Source organism: Paenibacillus piscarius, assembly GCF_022234545.1.
GTDB lineage: Bacteria > Bacillota > Bacilli > Paenibacillales > Paenibacillaceae > Paenibacillus_AQ > Paenibacillus_AQ piscarius.
The window spans coordinates 425,268-440,493 of record NZ_JAIEUI010000001.1 but is presented as its reverse complement, the minus strand read 5'-3'; the positions used below and the strand labels follow the sequence as shown (position 1 = coordinate 440,493).

Annotated in this window: 19 protein-coding genes; all 19 read right to left on the bottom strand. The window is 46.8% G+C overall.

The window, feature by feature from the left end; translation table 11 throughout:
- Positions 1 to 106: 106 nt before the first annotated feature.
- Positions 107 to 1,093, bottom strand: a complete 987-nt coding sequence (locus tag K1558_RS01885; protein ID WP_238649671.1) for a hypothetical protein — start codon at positions 1,091 to 1,093, stop codon at positions 107 to 109.
- Entirely contained in the window at positions 1,072 to 1,740 is a 669-nt protein-coding gene (locus K1558_RS01880; protein ID WP_238649670.1) for a sigma-70 family RNA polymerase sigma factor, read from the bottom strand. Before K1558_RS01880 ends, K1558_RS01885 begins: the two co-directional genes overlap by 22 nt.
- A gap of 80 nt (positions 1,741 to 1,820) precedes the next feature.
- Positions 1,821 to 5,198 carry a X2-like carbohydrate binding domain-containing protein gene (locus tag K1558_RS01875; protein ID WP_238649669.1) on the bottom strand — a complete coding sequence of 1,126 codons (3,378 nt, stop codon included), beginning with the start codon at positions 5,196 to 5,198 and terminating at the stop codon, positions 1,821 to 1,823.
- A 195-nt stretch (positions 5,199 to 5,393) separates the two neighbouring features.
- On the bottom strand, positions 5,394 to 6,074 hold the full coding sequence (locus K1558_RS32965; RefSeq protein ID WP_338019667.1) for a bacteriocin immunity protein: 681 nt from the start codon (positions 6,072 to 6,074) through the stop codon (positions 5,394 to 5,396).
- 155 nt (positions 6,075 to 6,229) lie between these two features.
- On the bottom strand, positions 6,230 to 6,427 hold the full coding sequence (locus K1558_RS01865; protein ID WP_338019666.1) for a type II toxin-antitoxin system HicB family antitoxin: 198 nt from the start codon (positions 6,425 to 6,427) through the stop codon (positions 6,230 to 6,232).
- 613 nt (positions 6,428 to 7,040) lie between these two features.
- Positions 7,041 to 7,388 (bottom strand): hypothetical protein, encoded by a 348-nt coding sequence (locus K1558_RS01860; protein WP_238649668.1) that lies wholly within the window; start codon positions 7,386 to 7,388, stop codon positions 7,041 to 7,043.
- 133 nt (positions 7,389 to 7,521) lie between these two features.
- Positions 7,522 to 7,797: a hypothetical protein gene (locus K1558_RS01855; RefSeq protein ID WP_238649667.1), complete on the bottom strand. Its 276-nt coding sequence runs from the start codon at positions 7,795 to 7,797 to the stop codon at positions 7,522 to 7,524.
- Positions 7,798 to 7,940: 143 nt separating this feature from the next.
- Positions 7,941 to 8,150 (bottom strand): hypothetical protein, encoded by a 210-nt coding sequence (locus K1558_RS01850; protein WP_238649666.1) that lies wholly within the window; start codon positions 8,148 to 8,150, stop codon positions 7,941 to 7,943.
- Between the two features lie 59 nt (positions 8,151 to 8,209).
- Positions 8,210 to 8,416, bottom strand: coding sequence for a hypothetical protein (locus K1558_RS01845; RefSeq protein ID WP_238649665.1), 207 nt, complete (start codon positions 8,414 to 8,416; stop codon positions 8,210 to 8,212).
- 33 nt (positions 8,417 to 8,449) lie between these two features.
- Complete coding sequence (locus tag K1558_RS01840; protein ID WP_238649664.1) at positions 8,450 to 8,659, bottom strand: hypothetical protein; 210 nt, start codon at positions 8,657 to 8,659, stop codon at positions 8,450 to 8,452.
- Positions 8,660 to 8,694: 35 nt separating this feature from the next.
- Positions 8,695 to 8,928, bottom strand: coding sequence for a hypothetical protein (locus K1558_RS01835; protein ID WP_238649663.1), 234 nt, complete (start codon positions 8,926 to 8,928; stop codon positions 8,695 to 8,697).
- Between the two features lie 40 nt (positions 8,929 to 8,968).
- Positions 8,969 to 9,175 carry a hypothetical protein gene (locus tag K1558_RS01830; RefSeq protein WP_238649662.1) on the bottom strand — a complete coding sequence of 69 codons (207 nt, stop codon included), beginning with the start codon at positions 9,173 to 9,175 and terminating at the stop codon, positions 8,969 to 8,971.
- A gap of 42 nt (positions 9,176 to 9,217) precedes the next feature.
- Entirely contained in the window at positions 9,218 to 9,763 is a 546-nt protein-coding gene (locus K1558_RS01825) for a hypothetical protein (RefSeq protein WP_238649661.1), read from the bottom strand.
- 84 nt (positions 9,764 to 9,847) lie between these two features.
- Entirely contained in the window at positions 9,848 to 10,336 is a 489-nt protein-coding gene (locus K1558_RS01820; RefSeq protein WP_238649660.1) for a hypothetical protein, read from the bottom strand.
- A gap of 596 nt (positions 10,337 to 10,932) precedes the next feature.
- Complete coding sequence (locus tag K1558_RS32655; RefSeq protein WP_338019664.1) at positions 10,933 to 11,187, bottom strand: Imm7 family immunity protein; 255 nt, start codon at positions 11,185 to 11,187, stop codon at positions 10,933 to 10,935.
- A gap of 353 nt (positions 11,188 to 11,540) precedes the next feature.
- Positions 11,541 to 12,023: a hypothetical protein gene (locus K1558_RS01810; RefSeq protein WP_238649659.1), complete on the bottom strand. Its 483-nt coding sequence runs from the start codon at positions 12,021 to 12,023 to the stop codon at positions 11,541 to 11,543.
- 873 nt (positions 12,024 to 12,896) lie between these two features.
- Complete coding sequence (locus tag K1558_RS01805) at positions 12,897 to 13,550, bottom strand: DUF1775 domain-containing protein (protein ID WP_238649658.1); 654 nt, start codon at positions 13,548 to 13,550, stop codon at positions 12,897 to 12,899.
- A 37-nt stretch (positions 13,551 to 13,587) separates the two neighbouring features.
- Entirely contained in the window at positions 13,588 to 14,256 is a 669-nt protein-coding gene (locus K1558_RS01800) for a response regulator (protein WP_238649657.1), read from the bottom strand.
- A complete protein-coding gene (locus K1558_RS01795) occupies positions 14,225 to 15,076 on the bottom strand; it encodes a sensor histidine kinase (RefSeq protein WP_238649656.1) in 852 nt (283 codons plus the stop codon). Before K1558_RS01795 ends, K1558_RS01800 begins: the two co-directional genes overlap by 32 nt.
- Positions 15,077 to 15,226: the final 150 nt, after the last annotated feature.

The following is a 15,226-nucleotide window of genomic DNA, read 5'->3' as shown; positions in this document are numbered from 1 at the left end:
TAAGGAGTCTGAGACTAACATGGGTATAGTAGCAACATTATAAACCTCTGTTGCCTGAGCGATTGATCAGCGGCAGAGGTTTATATGTGTTTTTTGGGTTTTACGCTTAACGTAAGCCCTCGGCCACCTTCAGCAGCATCTCCCGGGTAACTTCAGGCGAGCCGGTACTTACCTGAACCATCATATTCCGCTCCTCGTTCTCCCGCACCTCAATCCAGCGGATGTACGCATAATAGCCGTTGCTGTTATTCTCATAGGCTTGCCGGTTCTCAACATACAAGGCTTCCACAGAATTTACCCTCAGATGCTCAACCCTGGTATCCGCCCCAACATCAGATGTAAGCTGTGCCCACGGAGTAAGCGGGGAATAAGTAATTGAGATGAAATCATTTTCTCCCTTAGGACCTTGGTACACCAGCTCAGGACTGACCGTTCCGGCTTGCTGGTTAGGCACATTGAAGCTCTTGATCCAGGCATAATGCTCGCCCGGCTTCAGCCGCTTGGTGAGGACATTGGTGTACTTTTTGACCCAGGAGCTGTCGGTAATGCCCACTGTACTGTCGGATCTTCCTTCGGCAAAATGATACCCTTCCGGCATTCGGCCCGGCACAGTCAGCTTACTTGTAACAGGCTCCATAGCCTTCTTCCAGCTATCGATATCTGTGAATATCTGCGGGCGGTTGATCATACGGAGCTCCGTCATCCCGTTTGACCTGGCAATTAACAGCATAGCCGACTCATTATCAGCAAGCTGAGACTGAATGTCAGCAATCACCCGCCGGGTCTGGTTGGCAAAGACCGCTGACTCATAAGCGCCCTCATGAATGTCCACTTCCAAACTGGTTGCACCATAAGTAACCTGCCATAGCCGCTCCGCACCATAGACCACCCCTCCGAAGAGCATCAGGCCGCAGAGGACCAGAGCAATCCTGGCTGTCCCGCGTCCGCGTATTGGCCTACAGGAATTCTCTCTCTGCTCGGCTTGATGAAATTGCTCAAAGCTCGCCGCCAGCCTCAGGTCCAGTTGCTCCGGCATCTTGGTACGTTGTCTATAACTGTTGAACTTCAGCTTCAGTTGACTCTCGGCAGACATGGCCATTCCTCCTTCAAATCATCTTCCTCCGTAAAAGCCGCATGCTGCCGCAGCTTACGCAGCGCCTTATGATGCCTGGATTTGGCGGTTCCCAGCGGTATGTCCAGCGCCGAGGCAATCTCGTCATAGCTGCACTCCCCGTAGTAGCGCAGCACTATGACACTGCGCAGCTTGGGCGGCAGTCCGCTGACCAGCTGCATCAGCTCGTCCCGCTGCTCCTCCGCCAGAAGCACTGTATCCGCCCCCGGATGTAACACCTCCGACACATTCTCCCGGCTGCGGATCATCAGACGCAGCCGGCGCCAGCTTCTGCGGTTCCAGTTGCTGCACTGCCTGACGATCATTCCGTTCAGCCAGGCGCCGAAAGGCCGCTTGCCGTCATACTGCGGCAGGCAGCGGAACAGCTCGATGTAGATTTCATTGACTACATCTGCCACGTCAGCCTGCCGGTTCACCAGCAGGCTGACGGTCCCGTACACCTGCTGCCTGATCCGGTTGTGCAGCAAGGTGAAGGCCTGCTGGTCTCCCTTAACCACCCTTTGCAGACAATCTTGAAGCTCCTCTTCCGTCATCGCTCCCCACTCCTCTCTGTCTGGATTCACTCTATATTGGTCCGCTGCCGGAGGAAGGTTCCCTTGATGAGTCATTTATTTCATCCTGACATACCAAAAACCGGCTGCCCATGAATTTCATCATGAACAGCCGGTTTATGATCCTGCTCTAGCAGCTACAAAGGTTCATTTCCCCATACCAGACTGCCGGAGATATACGCCGGAAGCTTAGCCCAATCGGCATAAGCTGTGCCTGCGGGGTTGAAGGAATAATCATCAGCCTGGTTATAATTCGTCCAGTCCGCCTTGGAGGCCCGCATCTGAATATCGATGCTGGCTCCCGGAGCAAGCGGGCCTGCGGCTGCAGTGAAGCCCAGCTCCAGATAATGATCCGCTCCGCTCACCGCTGCCGGAAGCTTCACGAACGTCCCTGTCACATTGGCGCTTCCCACCTGCGACCAGTCACAGAAGAAGTTCTGGGCCTGCTCCCCGTCACTGGTGTAATAGTATCTGAGCTTCACATCGGCGAGGGACACTGAAGTCGTTCCTGTATTCACCAGCTTGATTCGCGGACTTAGTGCATTCGATGCAGGCGCAGTGGTATTGTTGTACATTTGGACTTTGAGAGCACCACCGGACGGGGTTGTCGTATCGGCTATTGTAACTGTCAGTGTCTTCGCGGCCCCGGCACTGAACTGAAAGCTCAGCGATATCGTGCCTACAGGCTGTGCCGCCAGATAAGCCTTGTGGATCGTCACGCTTGAACCGCTCACCGTGTAATCAGTGCCCGCGGTCAAGGGCGCAGCACCATTTTTAATAAAGGCTAAGGTGTTGCCGTTCAAGGTCATCGTCACTGCAATGTCGCTCTGATTCCCCGCCTTCTTGTCGAAGCTGGCCGTCACCGGCGTAATGGCAGAATCCGTAGCTGCATTCGTTGTATCTGCTATGGTAACCGTCAGCGTCTTCGCAGCTCCGGCACTAAAATGGAAGCTCAGCGCCATCGTTCCCACCGGCTGCGCCGCCAGATAGGCCTTATGAATCGTCACGGTTGAACCGCTCACCGTATAATCCGTTCCGGCGGTTAACACTGCAGCCCCGTTCGTGATCGAATCCAGGGTGTTGCCGTTCAGGGTCATCGTCACTGCAATGTCGCTCTGATTCGCGACCTTCTTATCGAAGCTGGCCGTGACCGGCGTAATGGTGGAGCCAGCGGCTGGAGGATTCACGGGGTCCGCATACAAAGTTCCGCGTCCGTTGGTTCCCAGATACACACGGCCATAGATCCGCGGATCGCCTGTAATTGCCATGTTGATTCTGGCATACTGGTGGGCATCATCATTAATCCGTACCCAGCTTGCCCCGGCGTCATCGGAGCGGAACACGCCTCTTACCCCGTCAATCTGGGCGACGGTATAGAGAGCCATATAGCTCTCACCCGGCGCAGCCTTACCGAATCCGATCAGATCCGCTTCTTCCACATTGCCCAGCTTGGTGAAGCTTGCTCCCGAATTGGTGGAATGCCAGATGCCATACTTGTCCAGCGGATGTCCGCCGGCAAACCAGATATCGCCTTCAATTCCCGGCATAGCCTTCATGCTGACCTGAGCCTGGTCCGGCTGCAGGCCGTTCACATTATTGGCAGGCAAGCCTGTTGCCGCTGTAGCTGCAAACGTCGCTCCGCCATCTGTACTGACATAGAGCTTACCTTCATAGAAGCCATAGAATTTATTCGGATTCACCCGGTCTGACGCAACCTTCGCCCCGGCAGGCACGCCGCTGCTCGCCGTCCAGGAATTGCCGCCCGTCTTGGAATAGAAGACCCCGATATCCGAAGTACTCCACAGCAGTGCATTGCCGTTCGCAGAGACAGCGATCTGGCCCTTGCCTGTCGTGGTACTGCCTCCTTTGGCAGGTTCCGCATTAGGCATATACCAGTTCTTGCCGTTGTCATTCGAGATTCCGATCGACTTGCTGTTCGGATATTTCTCTTTGTCCGCACCGCCGACACGAACGACATAGGCCGGGTCCAGCTCCGCATAATCGATGCTGTTCGTGCTCGCCCAGATGGGACTCGTCTGGTATTTCACCGGCACTGCAGTTACATCCTCATACCGGAAGCCGGACACATCCCCCAGTGCGGTAATCAGATGAGCGCCCGCAGGCGGGCTGATCAGCCCGAGCACAGCCGTCTCTTCTACGCCCTTAGCCATGACCGAAATCTTGATCTTGCCCCCGGTATCCCAGTCCCCGAGGTTATTCGTCCCGTAGATGGTGGCGCCGGTGCCATACATCATCCGGTCCGAGTTGAACGGGTCAATCTCCAGGTCGCCCATCATCCAGCCGAGCTTCGGCGCAGGATCAAGCGAGCTTGAGGTGAGCCCGAGATCCAGCCACGGTGCCGCCGTGATATCCATCTCGAACTTGTAGCTGCGCTCCGGATAGAAGCCCCAATCCCAGATCCGGCTCCAGGTCTCCCCGCCGTCCTTGCTGCGGAAGATCACCTCATCCGGCCACCAGGCGTTGAAGCTGGCGACCATCAGCGTATCCGGATGCTGGGCATCCAGGGCCAGCCCCCCGAAGCCGTAGAAGTTGTCCGACCCTGTGGTCGGGCTGATGTTTTTCCAGACTCCGCTGGTGGTGTTATATTTCCACACCTCGCCCTTGCGTCCGTCATACGGCCCCACCCCGTCACTGTAAGTGATGTACAGATCACCGGTAGCGGACAATTCCCCGTGATGCGGGAGCAGGCCTACAGGCTGGCCCGGCAATGCAGACCAGGTAGCACCCCCGTCTGTACTGCGGAACACACTCTTCGCGGTATCCGCCACGCCGACATAGATCGTCTGGGTAGCTTGTCCGGCAGAGCCCGTGCTTTTATCAAAAGTAATCCACGATAAGCCCACAATATCACTCTGATACTCATTCGCCGGATTCTGGATGTACGTCCCTACGTTCGTGAAGGAGGTAACCTTGGACCAGCTCACGCCGGAGTCTGCGCTCTTCCACAGACCGTTCCCGCTCCGCGCCCCGAAGAACAGAATACTGTTCTTATTCGGGTCAATGACCAGCCGTTCACCGGCTGAACGTCCCGGCATATTGCCGCCAACCTTGAACGGAAGCGGCGAAGACTGCCAGGTATCCCCCCGGTCGTTAGAGCGCATAATCTGCCCGTTCCCGTCCCAGGAATTCGTGTAGGTCCCGGTCGCCATATACACCTTGTCCGGTTCCACCGGATCGGTAGCGAGCGCATCGACACCATTCTTGTTCCAATCCGCCCAGCCGACGGTATCCGTCAGCGGAATCCAGCTCCCCGTCGCCTCATTCCAGCGGTAAGCCCCGCCAATATCCGTCCGCGCATAGATCAGATTCGGCTCCGTCTGATTGAAAATAATTCCCGGCACAAACCCGCCTCCCGCACCGGTTGCGACACTGTTCCAGCTATACTCTTCGCTGGCTGCGGCATCGGTTACAGCGGGCGCAACGGTCAACAACGAGCCAGACATCACAGCCGTCAGAGCCAGTACTCCTATTCTTCGGATACGTTTGCCAATCATCCTCTCAGCCTCCCATGAGCATACTTTGGTAACGCTTCCATTATAAGACACATACCGACACACCTATGAGAGAAAACGGTTGATTATGCGGGAAAATGGTGCGCAAACAGTGGACCATTTTCACACTTGACGGTTGGCAATGAACGTGGAATATGTAAAAACCCTGCGATCAGCGATCGCAAGGTGAGCGGCGAGTTAACTCTCTGCAGGGGGCGGCAGCACAATCGGCTGATAACTCAGCGCAGTATCCACAATCTCCTCCGGCGTCAGCTCCGGCTCATGCCAGAAGATCAGGTTACTAACCTGCGGATGCGGCACCTGCCTCATCACCATCTCCAGCCATTGATCCAGCTCCTCCTCCGTTCCTTCGGCATTCACGATCTTGGTTACCAGTGCGATTAGCTCTTGTCGGGACAGGGACATTATGGGGGCCTCCTTTGGTGTGTTAAATAACCATTTCTCTACGTTGTGGCTATGGAGCATCATTTTGTTCGTGTCGGTATCGTAGTCTACCATGACTTCAACACCTAATGCAGCAACAAGGAGATCATTCGCTATCTCTGAAGATAACAATAGGTTGGACAATTCATCATAGACGGGCCGGTTACGTTCATTCAGTGCATCGTCCAGGTAATCTAGATGGCGGGTATCGATTGAAATGCTCGTTTCATAGATTTCCACTGACTTGCTCAGAGACACTACAAACTTGTTCAGCTTGGCCTCTCCTTGTATCCAAATAATCCGCCCTTCGTCTAGAAGAGTAGCTAAAGGGTCTGCCAGTGCTCCCTGAATCGCGTGGGTTCTCGTATCTTCATACTCCCAGTTTCGTATGGATTCGATATGATTGATAACAGGTTCAAAACCCTTGTCTCGCACAATGCTCAACAATTTATCCGGGTCAATGAGGGTGCGCGAATATAGGACGATGTTGAAGTTGGCGGCTACGGGGATCACCTCGCTCCATGAATCTATTTTGGTTTAATTAAATGGGCCTGCTGGAGTAGCAGTTTATCATGATCGGTTAATTGCCCTCATAAAGCAACACGAATCTTATAGATTTTTTCCTGATCTTCCAATTTCCCGGAACCAATGATTGTTGGTTTGGGTATATTTTCTTCTGGTATATCTCCAAGGTGTAGGGCCAGTGCCTCTTTTGCCATCTCGATGGCCTCTTCAGTATGATACCCGCATGTAATGCAACCTGGCAGGTCAGGGAAAGTTACGGTTATTCCATCTACAGCATATTCAAACTTAGCGTAGTATTAATACGACTTTCTTTTCAATTTAACCCTCATTTAGTATTTATCAACGTGTAATATCAATAGTGGCTACTCTACCTTATTAATGGGAATTGCTATACGAGAATTCTCAAAAATTCGTATAATATATGATTTCCCTACATCTACATTAATGTCACCTGGGGCCAAATGCAGCTTTAGAAGTTTAGAATGATGGCTAACCCAAACACTGTCTCTCATTTTATACTCATGTTCCCGTTTAATAATGTATACCACATTTTCACGATATCCTGTTAAGACATCTTTTGATAGATTATATGTATTAACCCCAGCAACACAGATATAAAAGACTGCAAATAAGAGAAAAGGGAATAAAAAGATTCTTTTCCACAATTCATTTAACTGGTCACGATTTCGCACCAATGCCAAAGGAAATTCCACAACTAATGCATACAGGAACGCTATCTCACGAAACATCTCAAACAATAATATTCTCCGCTCAAAAGAACGATACTTTATGACTATGGCAGCGACATTAATAATAATTACAAATTACTGTTATGAACAGCACTCTCGCTAATGTTCTCTTTTTATTCTCATTTAACTACCCTATAAATTCGAATGTAAAGTTTCTACAATAGAAACTAAACACATGCTCTTCAACGTCTTCAACTTTATATTTGATTCCTTCTAACTGGTATGTGGAAATATTCGCGATATCGAAAAATATGGAATATATCCCCGCGAAATCCCCCAGCTTCAAATCTTGCACTCCAGTAAAAGTAATTAGGACCTTTCTATCATGATCAAATGTTGATTTGGTAAGAGTAATTTGCAAAGAAACCTCGAACCCCATTAATTCGGTATCCCGCGTAAAATGAAACGATGTTAAAAAGTCATAACCCCTCTGCGCTTTATAAAATTGCTCTACCCAATCATCGTATTTGTCCAATTTGTTAGTCTCCTTACACATTTTTCAAAAATCAAGATACAACCAAATTTCCAGACATAGTTCATCTTTCCTAGCTTGTTTAGAATTGCAAAAAAAGTGCCCCAAACACTATATAAGGCATGTACTTATTAACTTAATTCTGATTTGGATAAGGTACTGGCTTTAATGTTGGATCACCTTCTCTCTTCCACCATAATGTCTCCTTACCAAAATATATGGTATTTGCCCAGTAGTTATATGTCTCATGGTATCTAATGTCATAGTCTTCATAAAAAGGTCTTTTCCAGAAATCATTCACTCTACCCCACGCCTCATCCTCGCTTATATTAAATAATTGATTCATTTCCATCACAATGCCTTCACAAAATTCTTGCGCTTCTTCTGTCGTTGCCAACATAAACTTCTCCATTAAACTCTCCTTTAATATAATTTCTTCTGCAAAACCAGCAAACCCTTAAACCACTATTTTCGATCATTAGTCGAAAAGACCACATGAAGTGTTTTGGCTCACACGCACACGTGGTCTAACCGATTTTTCATCCTAGATGAACACTAATCAATTATCCAAGGCTCAATGGTTTTCACTGCACTTAACGGAATTAATAGGCGTGTATCATCATGATCCTCTTCAGGCATAATCACAATAGTATTGTTGAATGAATAATAACTAAGATACATTCCTATTACATGTAAATTATCCAGGAATGTGATCTTAATATATATATCTAAATAATCCTGCATGAAAATCTCATGCTCATCCATTTATATTCCTCCTAGGCTTTGCCAAGTGAATTTTTATTTTGGAGGCTTAGTATAACTTATTAATAAAACCAACGGGCTATGGTTTTTATTGCACTTAGCGGAATGAAAAGCCATGCGTCTTCACCTTTATCTTCAGGCAATATGACTATAACATTATTTGCATAGTAATAATCTACATATGTACCCGTTACATATAAGTTATCAAGAAAAGTTATCTTAAGACATTTACCCAAGTAACCCTTCATAAATATCTCATGCTTTTCCACGAAGTCCCTCCCAAAACACCTCCTAAATGCTCCCTAATCAATCGTCCAAGGCTCAATGGTTTTCACTGCACTTAACGGAATTAACAGACGTGTATCGTCGTGATCTTCCTCTGGCATGATCACTATAGTGTTGTTGAACGAGTAATAACCCATATACATTCCTAAAACATGTAAGTTATCGAGAAATGTTATCTTAATATCTTTATATAAATACTCATTCATAAAAATCACTTCTTGATCCATAGTGGCCTCCTAACTTAGTTTCGCTTCGAATCACATTAATCATCTTCCAAATAATCATAGGTATTAATGGACCACGGTCCTATAGATTTTATTGCACTTAGCGGAATATAAAGAGGTCTATCAACAGGTCTCCCTACAGGTAATATAACAATTACATTATTACTGTTATAGTAATTAATATAAGTACCTATGACAGATAAATTATCCAAGAATGTAATTTTTATTCCTCCATTTAAATAACCCTTCATGAAAATCTCATGCTCATCCATTTGTATTCCTCCGGGGACTTAATCATCATTTATGTATATATTAGTAAAGCCAAGGGGCTATGGTTTTCACTGCACTTAGCGGAATGAAAAGACGTGCGTCTTCACCTTTATCTTCAGGCATTATGACTATAACATTATTAGAATAATAGTAGCTTACATATATACCCGTTACATATAAGTTATCGAGAAATGTAATCTGGATACATTTATTCAAGTACCCCTCCATAAATATCTCAAGCTTTTCCACAAAAAATCCCCTCCTAAACCAGACTCCTTGAAAATGATCTTATCATCGTATGTATAAATTAACTTCTGAAGCATACTCAGTTATACGTATCTTTGATTGTTCTGAACGACAGTACGCCGGGAAAGAGAGATCAAAGTTCCCTTGAATGGCTGTATCTTCTATATAAAAATTTGACAACACAACTTCGCGTGCAGATAGATTTATAATTCTTGCAAGTTCTTCAAAATGGTTCACTTGTAGCAGTCTATTTTCGTAACAAAGGAATTTTTCAATAAAATCAATATCATTCTTAGAAAAATCTTTTCGTTGTAAATAGCTATCACTGGTATTAATAATTGTAGTTGACTTAACATAAATACAACCGTTATTTGATTCATATATTTTCTGGAAGAACAGCAATATTTGATTCTCATGTTCTTTATATAATATTGAAAAATCAATTTCTTGCGCCTCTAGCACTGTTAGTTGTTTAGGGAAAATATCTAAGATTCCCGAAAAAGTCCATTCGGCTTTTTGTGAATTATCTAATTCCAATTCATGATGAAGATTGCTATTATAGTTTTGCTTATGATTATTAAAAACTTCCATACTAACCTCCGACTTGTATAAAGTAGTATATATTTATACCTTTTGAGAAAAAGAAATTCATCGCCAAGCAAGAGTGAATCAAAATTAATTAAAATATCCTTCTCCAACCTTCCAGACCAGCATTTCAATTTCTTCTACTAACTCTGTTAAATCATTAGTATCGAAAGTTACTAAAGGAGCATCCCAATTATAATCCTTAATAAGTTCCAATCCATATACACCATTAGGATCGGCCTCAGGATACCATCCAACATCCAATAAAATATTGTAGTTCTTATGCTTTAATTGCAGTAAATCTTCAGTGAAGTTGAACCATTTCTGGGTTTCTTCAAATTCTATTTCCTTAGGATTAAGTTCTAATAACGTATTGTAGGATACTTCCCAACATGATTGGATTCTCAGAGGTTGTAGTTTAAATAGCGGAACTTTACTTATCACCTTCATAATATTCACCTTTTCATATCCTTCTTTTACTTCAAGATAATACAACTCAGAAGATAAACAGGTCCTATAATGAATTTGCCTGATCTTTGTTTTGAGGATGTTACCAAATACTATTGATGGAATCCTCAAAACTCTCAACTTCTGTATACGGAAACTCACTGTCATTCAAATAACCATATTCAAAAAACAGACTTTGTCCATATAATAAATGGTCATTGCAGTTCTCCAACACTCCCCTTTTTAATCCCACCTATTGGTACAAATCATCGTTAAAAATCGAAACAATCGTCATATACAGTTCAGTCATACTAGAGCTACCTGTAAAGTCCTCATCTTTTCTTCTATTGTGTTCCGTTTGACTGGACATGCTTGCAAACTATTTGCTCCAGCGGTAGTTTTCTATCTTTTCTCATTATCACAACAATATTACGAACGGTAGCGGATACGTCACGCTGTATTTCCTCGGATTCTCTCACGGAATCGGCCTCACTGTCTCATCAATTTCAACTAACAGAAACAAGTCCCCATTTTCCTCTAAGATTAGTTTTCCCTTGTCAGTGTAATATGTAATTATTCCCCTTGCCATAATACAAGCTCTTATATTGATGATATTAATGTAGGATTATATCTTTTAGCCTTTCAGTAATTTGTTAACTCATCTATAATAACTACTTCTGCATGGTCTATTCTGCTATCTTGCAATTTACCACCACCTGTTTTCTTAATTAAATATCTTCTACTTTTAGATTAAATGGAGATAAAAAATAATCTTCCTTTTGTTGTATTCCCCCTTGCTTTAACACAAAAACCTTAAACTCATTATCGAAGCCCTCATTGTCCTCATCATCCCTCGCATATAACAATCCATAAGATCCCGGTGCCTCATTTGCAATGAATTGATACAGCATCATTAATTCATCAATTTCCGAAGTTTTACGATTTAAAAATCCGCTTACAGAAAGATGATATATACCATTCACAGCATTTACTTTTAGAAAACTACTTTATGAATGTCTGTATATTCCTAACCTTCAACTCTAATTGTCCGATGTCAACCTCCAATGTAAATTCTTGTATTGTAGCCCAACCATGAAATTCGAACATTTTTCCACCTGACTTCCCTTGAAATCGAATCTAAATTCCATCTCATTTTTCGATCCCCTTATCAAAAGAGGCTTCTAAGCCCTTTCCTGTAGCTACTGTTCGACTTCAAAGTAGAGTGAATTTCACTGTAAGTCTCGTTAGAGGTCCCCTCTCTAAACATAACATCTATCTAGAATCTACAGCTAAAAGCCATACAAAATTTTTCTGTATGGCTTCAGGACTATTTGTTTCAGAGTTTCTTAAGTAAACTTTTTTGTTTGTATTTTTTAAAATAATTGTAAAAGTTTTCCCTTGGTAAGCATTTGACATCAGTTATACCATACCGATTCAAAAAATCATTGTACTTTTCATAATAATCTTTTTGAATAGCATTACAAAATTCTTCTTTATTTTGAATAGGAATCTCTCCGTTTCTACTTGTGCCTACTTTTATCTGAAATATCTTTTCATTAATGATTTCGGAGATTTTATATATCTCAACAATACAGTCGCTAAACCAAGAAAAACATCCTTCAATTGATACTTCTAATATCCTATTTTCATCAGCATGAATCGTCAGTATTAAAAACTTCTCTAATTCTAACTCATGTTTATTTCTTGGAACACAATTAATATTCCATTCAGTCAGCCTACTTATTAAATTTGATATTGATTTATTGTTCCCTTCTTGTTCTTTAACAAGTAATTTAACAAAAAAACTTTCTACCCCCATTACTTCACCGCCTTAATTTGAACTGATTTTAACCCTGCTTGTTGTGTAGCCCACCAGCGATGTATAAAATTCAAACATACTTAATTTAAGGCTGTTGCAGACTAGTTGATCATTGTCATTAGACTCCTTACCGTTAATAACAATAGTAATGCAGATCCGGACAAAAGTCCGCTGCTCCATCTTCAACATTTACAAAGCCAAGCAAATAAATATCTTGAATTGAACTACTCTTAAAGAGACCAACAAGTTCTTGGAACATAAAACCGCTCCTTGATTATGAGAAAAATGGTGATGGAATTGTGAACCTTTGTTAATTTGGCGCGTTCTCAACCTTATCTATTGCCATTTTAGTCCCATCACTTAGGACAAGCAAATAATTAACCTTCAAGCCTTTTCTCCCTACATTTCGGAACATCGTCTCTAGGGTCGGATAACACTGAGCCTTGCCGAACCCTTCCCAAACAACAACTGGATTAAACACACCTCTTCCTCCCCTTTCGAGCGCTACAGCAAGAACAGTTGGATTTAGGGCACTTAAATTCAGGATGAACCAGCACTTTACTTACTTTTGGCTTGAGGAGGTGTTGTTTTTCCAACTATTGTCCGGATGGGGGCGGTTTCGCGGGAATTAGGTGCTGTTTTTACACTTAGCATCCCGCAGTTGCTCCCCCAAGCCCCCATCCCGCTTCGCCCACAAAAACACAAAGAACCCCGTACCAGTGGTTGATCTTCCATCACTTATGGTACGGGGGCTTATCTGGTACAGGATACTATCTGGCACGGGGGCCCTATCAAGTACGCGTCTTATCCTGGTATAGGTTCCATCTATTACAGGGTCCTATCTAGCTCAGCCACCTTACTCCATTACTCCGCCTACTCCTTCCGTCCCCGCAGCAGAGCCACTGCGGACAGCAGGAAGGAGACGAGCGAGATGCCCAGGGTGATATAGAGCAGCGGCGAGACGCTGGCTTTGCTGTTCTCCTCAGCCACAATCGCCTCGTGCTCATCCATGGTCATGGTGCCGCTGGCAGAGGTGCCTGAGGCGCCGTGGCCGTGGCCGTCTCCGCCACCAGAAGCCTCCACGATGGTGGTGATGGAATGCGGCGAGTCGGAGCCGGGCTCGCCGGACCATTGGACCAGGCTGCCGTCGGCATAATGCTGGTAGGCATCCCAGTTAATGTCGCCGGCGGTATCCGGGTTCTTCGCGGTGAAGTAGAAGCGCTGGAACTGCCCGGCGGCAATGCCGCCGTCCTTCGCAATCCAGCTCACCTTGTTCCCTTCGACCGTTACTTCCCAGCCGGGAGTGACTTCATATTGCTTGAATTCCGCACCTGCCGGAATCCGCAGATCCACCTGCACAATGGCGACATCCTTCTCTGACGGGACCTTCAGCGTATACGTCTCCCAAGCTCCCGTGCCGGACTCCACCGGACTTACCGTTACATGTGCACTCGCCACGGCGGCGAACAGCATCAAGGCTGCGGCGGCTGGTGCAGCCAGTGCTGCGATTTTACGGAACAATCTCATATTTAATCTCCCCTTCTCTCTACTAATAGAATTCAGCTCATCTCTTCCCCGGGAAATCCCGTTCCTGCCGCGAAGCCAGTCCCTGCTCGAACGCATAACGGGTGAGCTGGGTACGGTTCTGCAGCTGCAGCTTCTGCAAAATATTCTTCAGGTGGTTCTTGACCGTATGCTCGGATATGCCGAGGGTTACAGCGATTTCCTTATTCGTTGACCCGGAGGATACACAGCCCAGTATTTCCTTCTCCCGTGCCGTTAATGCCTCCCGTTCCTCCCTGGCCGAGGGAACCGCGAACTCCTTCAGAATCTGGAAGGCCAGCTCCCGGCTCAGCGGCACCTCCTCACTGACAATCGCCAGCAGATATTCAATCCAGGTGGACGGAGCCAGGTTCTTCAGGAGATACCCCTGCGCACCCTGCTTCAGCGCTTCGAACAGATGCGAGATCTCATCCGAGACGGTTACGATGACAATTCTTACATACGGATACTCCAGCTTAATGCGCCGCGTCGTCTCCAGGCCGTCCATGCCCGGCATCTCGATATCGATCAGGATCAGGTCCGGCATCCATTGCCCGGTCCAGAAGATCGCCTCCGCTCCGCTGGCAACCAGACCGATGACCTCGAAGCGTTCATCCAGCGCCAGAATCTCGCTCATCGCCTCGCGGGCATGGGCATGGTCATCGACGATCAGCACCCGGCAGCGTTCCATCCTCCCCACCTCCTTTTGCAATTTCTACCGTTGTTCCGGCAGCGCCCGATTGGACCTGAAGCCGCCAGCCCATGCTGCGGGACCGCTCCCGCATAATCTGCAGGCCATAGCTGCCGCTCACCGCAAAAGGATCTTCATGCTGAATCCCGGCACCGTCATCGGTAACGGTTACATGCCAGCCCTGCTCATTCCCCTGACCGGTTACGGATACTCTCCCGGCACGCGTATGCTTGCGCACATTGATCATCGCTTCACGGATACAGGACAGCAGCTCGGCCTGCTCCGCCGGGGTTAGCGCCTGCTCGTCCAGCCGCCAGTCCAGCGACACCTCGATCATCACCTCACCGGCGAGGCCGGCAAGCTGCTCCTTGATCGAGTGCTCCAGCGAGAAGCTCTCAGCACTGCTGACGGGCACCTTCAGGCTGGCAATCGCCTGGCGCACATACCGGTTGACCTCGTGGACGGTCTTCTTGATCTGGTCCACACTGTCCGCGCTGACGCTTCCGTCCTTGCGGCTCTGCTCCAGCCGGTCAATCCGCACGGACAGCAGGAACAGGGACTGGGCCATCCCGTCATGCAGCTCCTTTGCCAGCGCCTCCCGCGCTTCCATGGCGCTAGTGGCCGCCCGCTCCTGCTCCAATTCCCGCTGATTCCGCTCCATGAGACGGAAGAGCGGCAGCAGCAGAACAATACTGGACAGGAACACCAGCACCGGGGTCAGGTAATTACCCGCGTCCATCGAGAGGTAGGGCATCAGGAGCTGATGCCGCACCCACTCCCAGATCCCGACCATCACAGTGGGAATCAGCAGGATCAGCACTTTGATTACGTTATACGTTGCAGTCCCCTCCTAAGCATTACTTTACTTTATCATTCCAGACGTGACCGGGCATGACTCTTTCGGGCTACACCGGCCAGAATTTGTTACAGAATTAAGTATTTCAAACTTGAGATGTCACAGTTAGCCAAA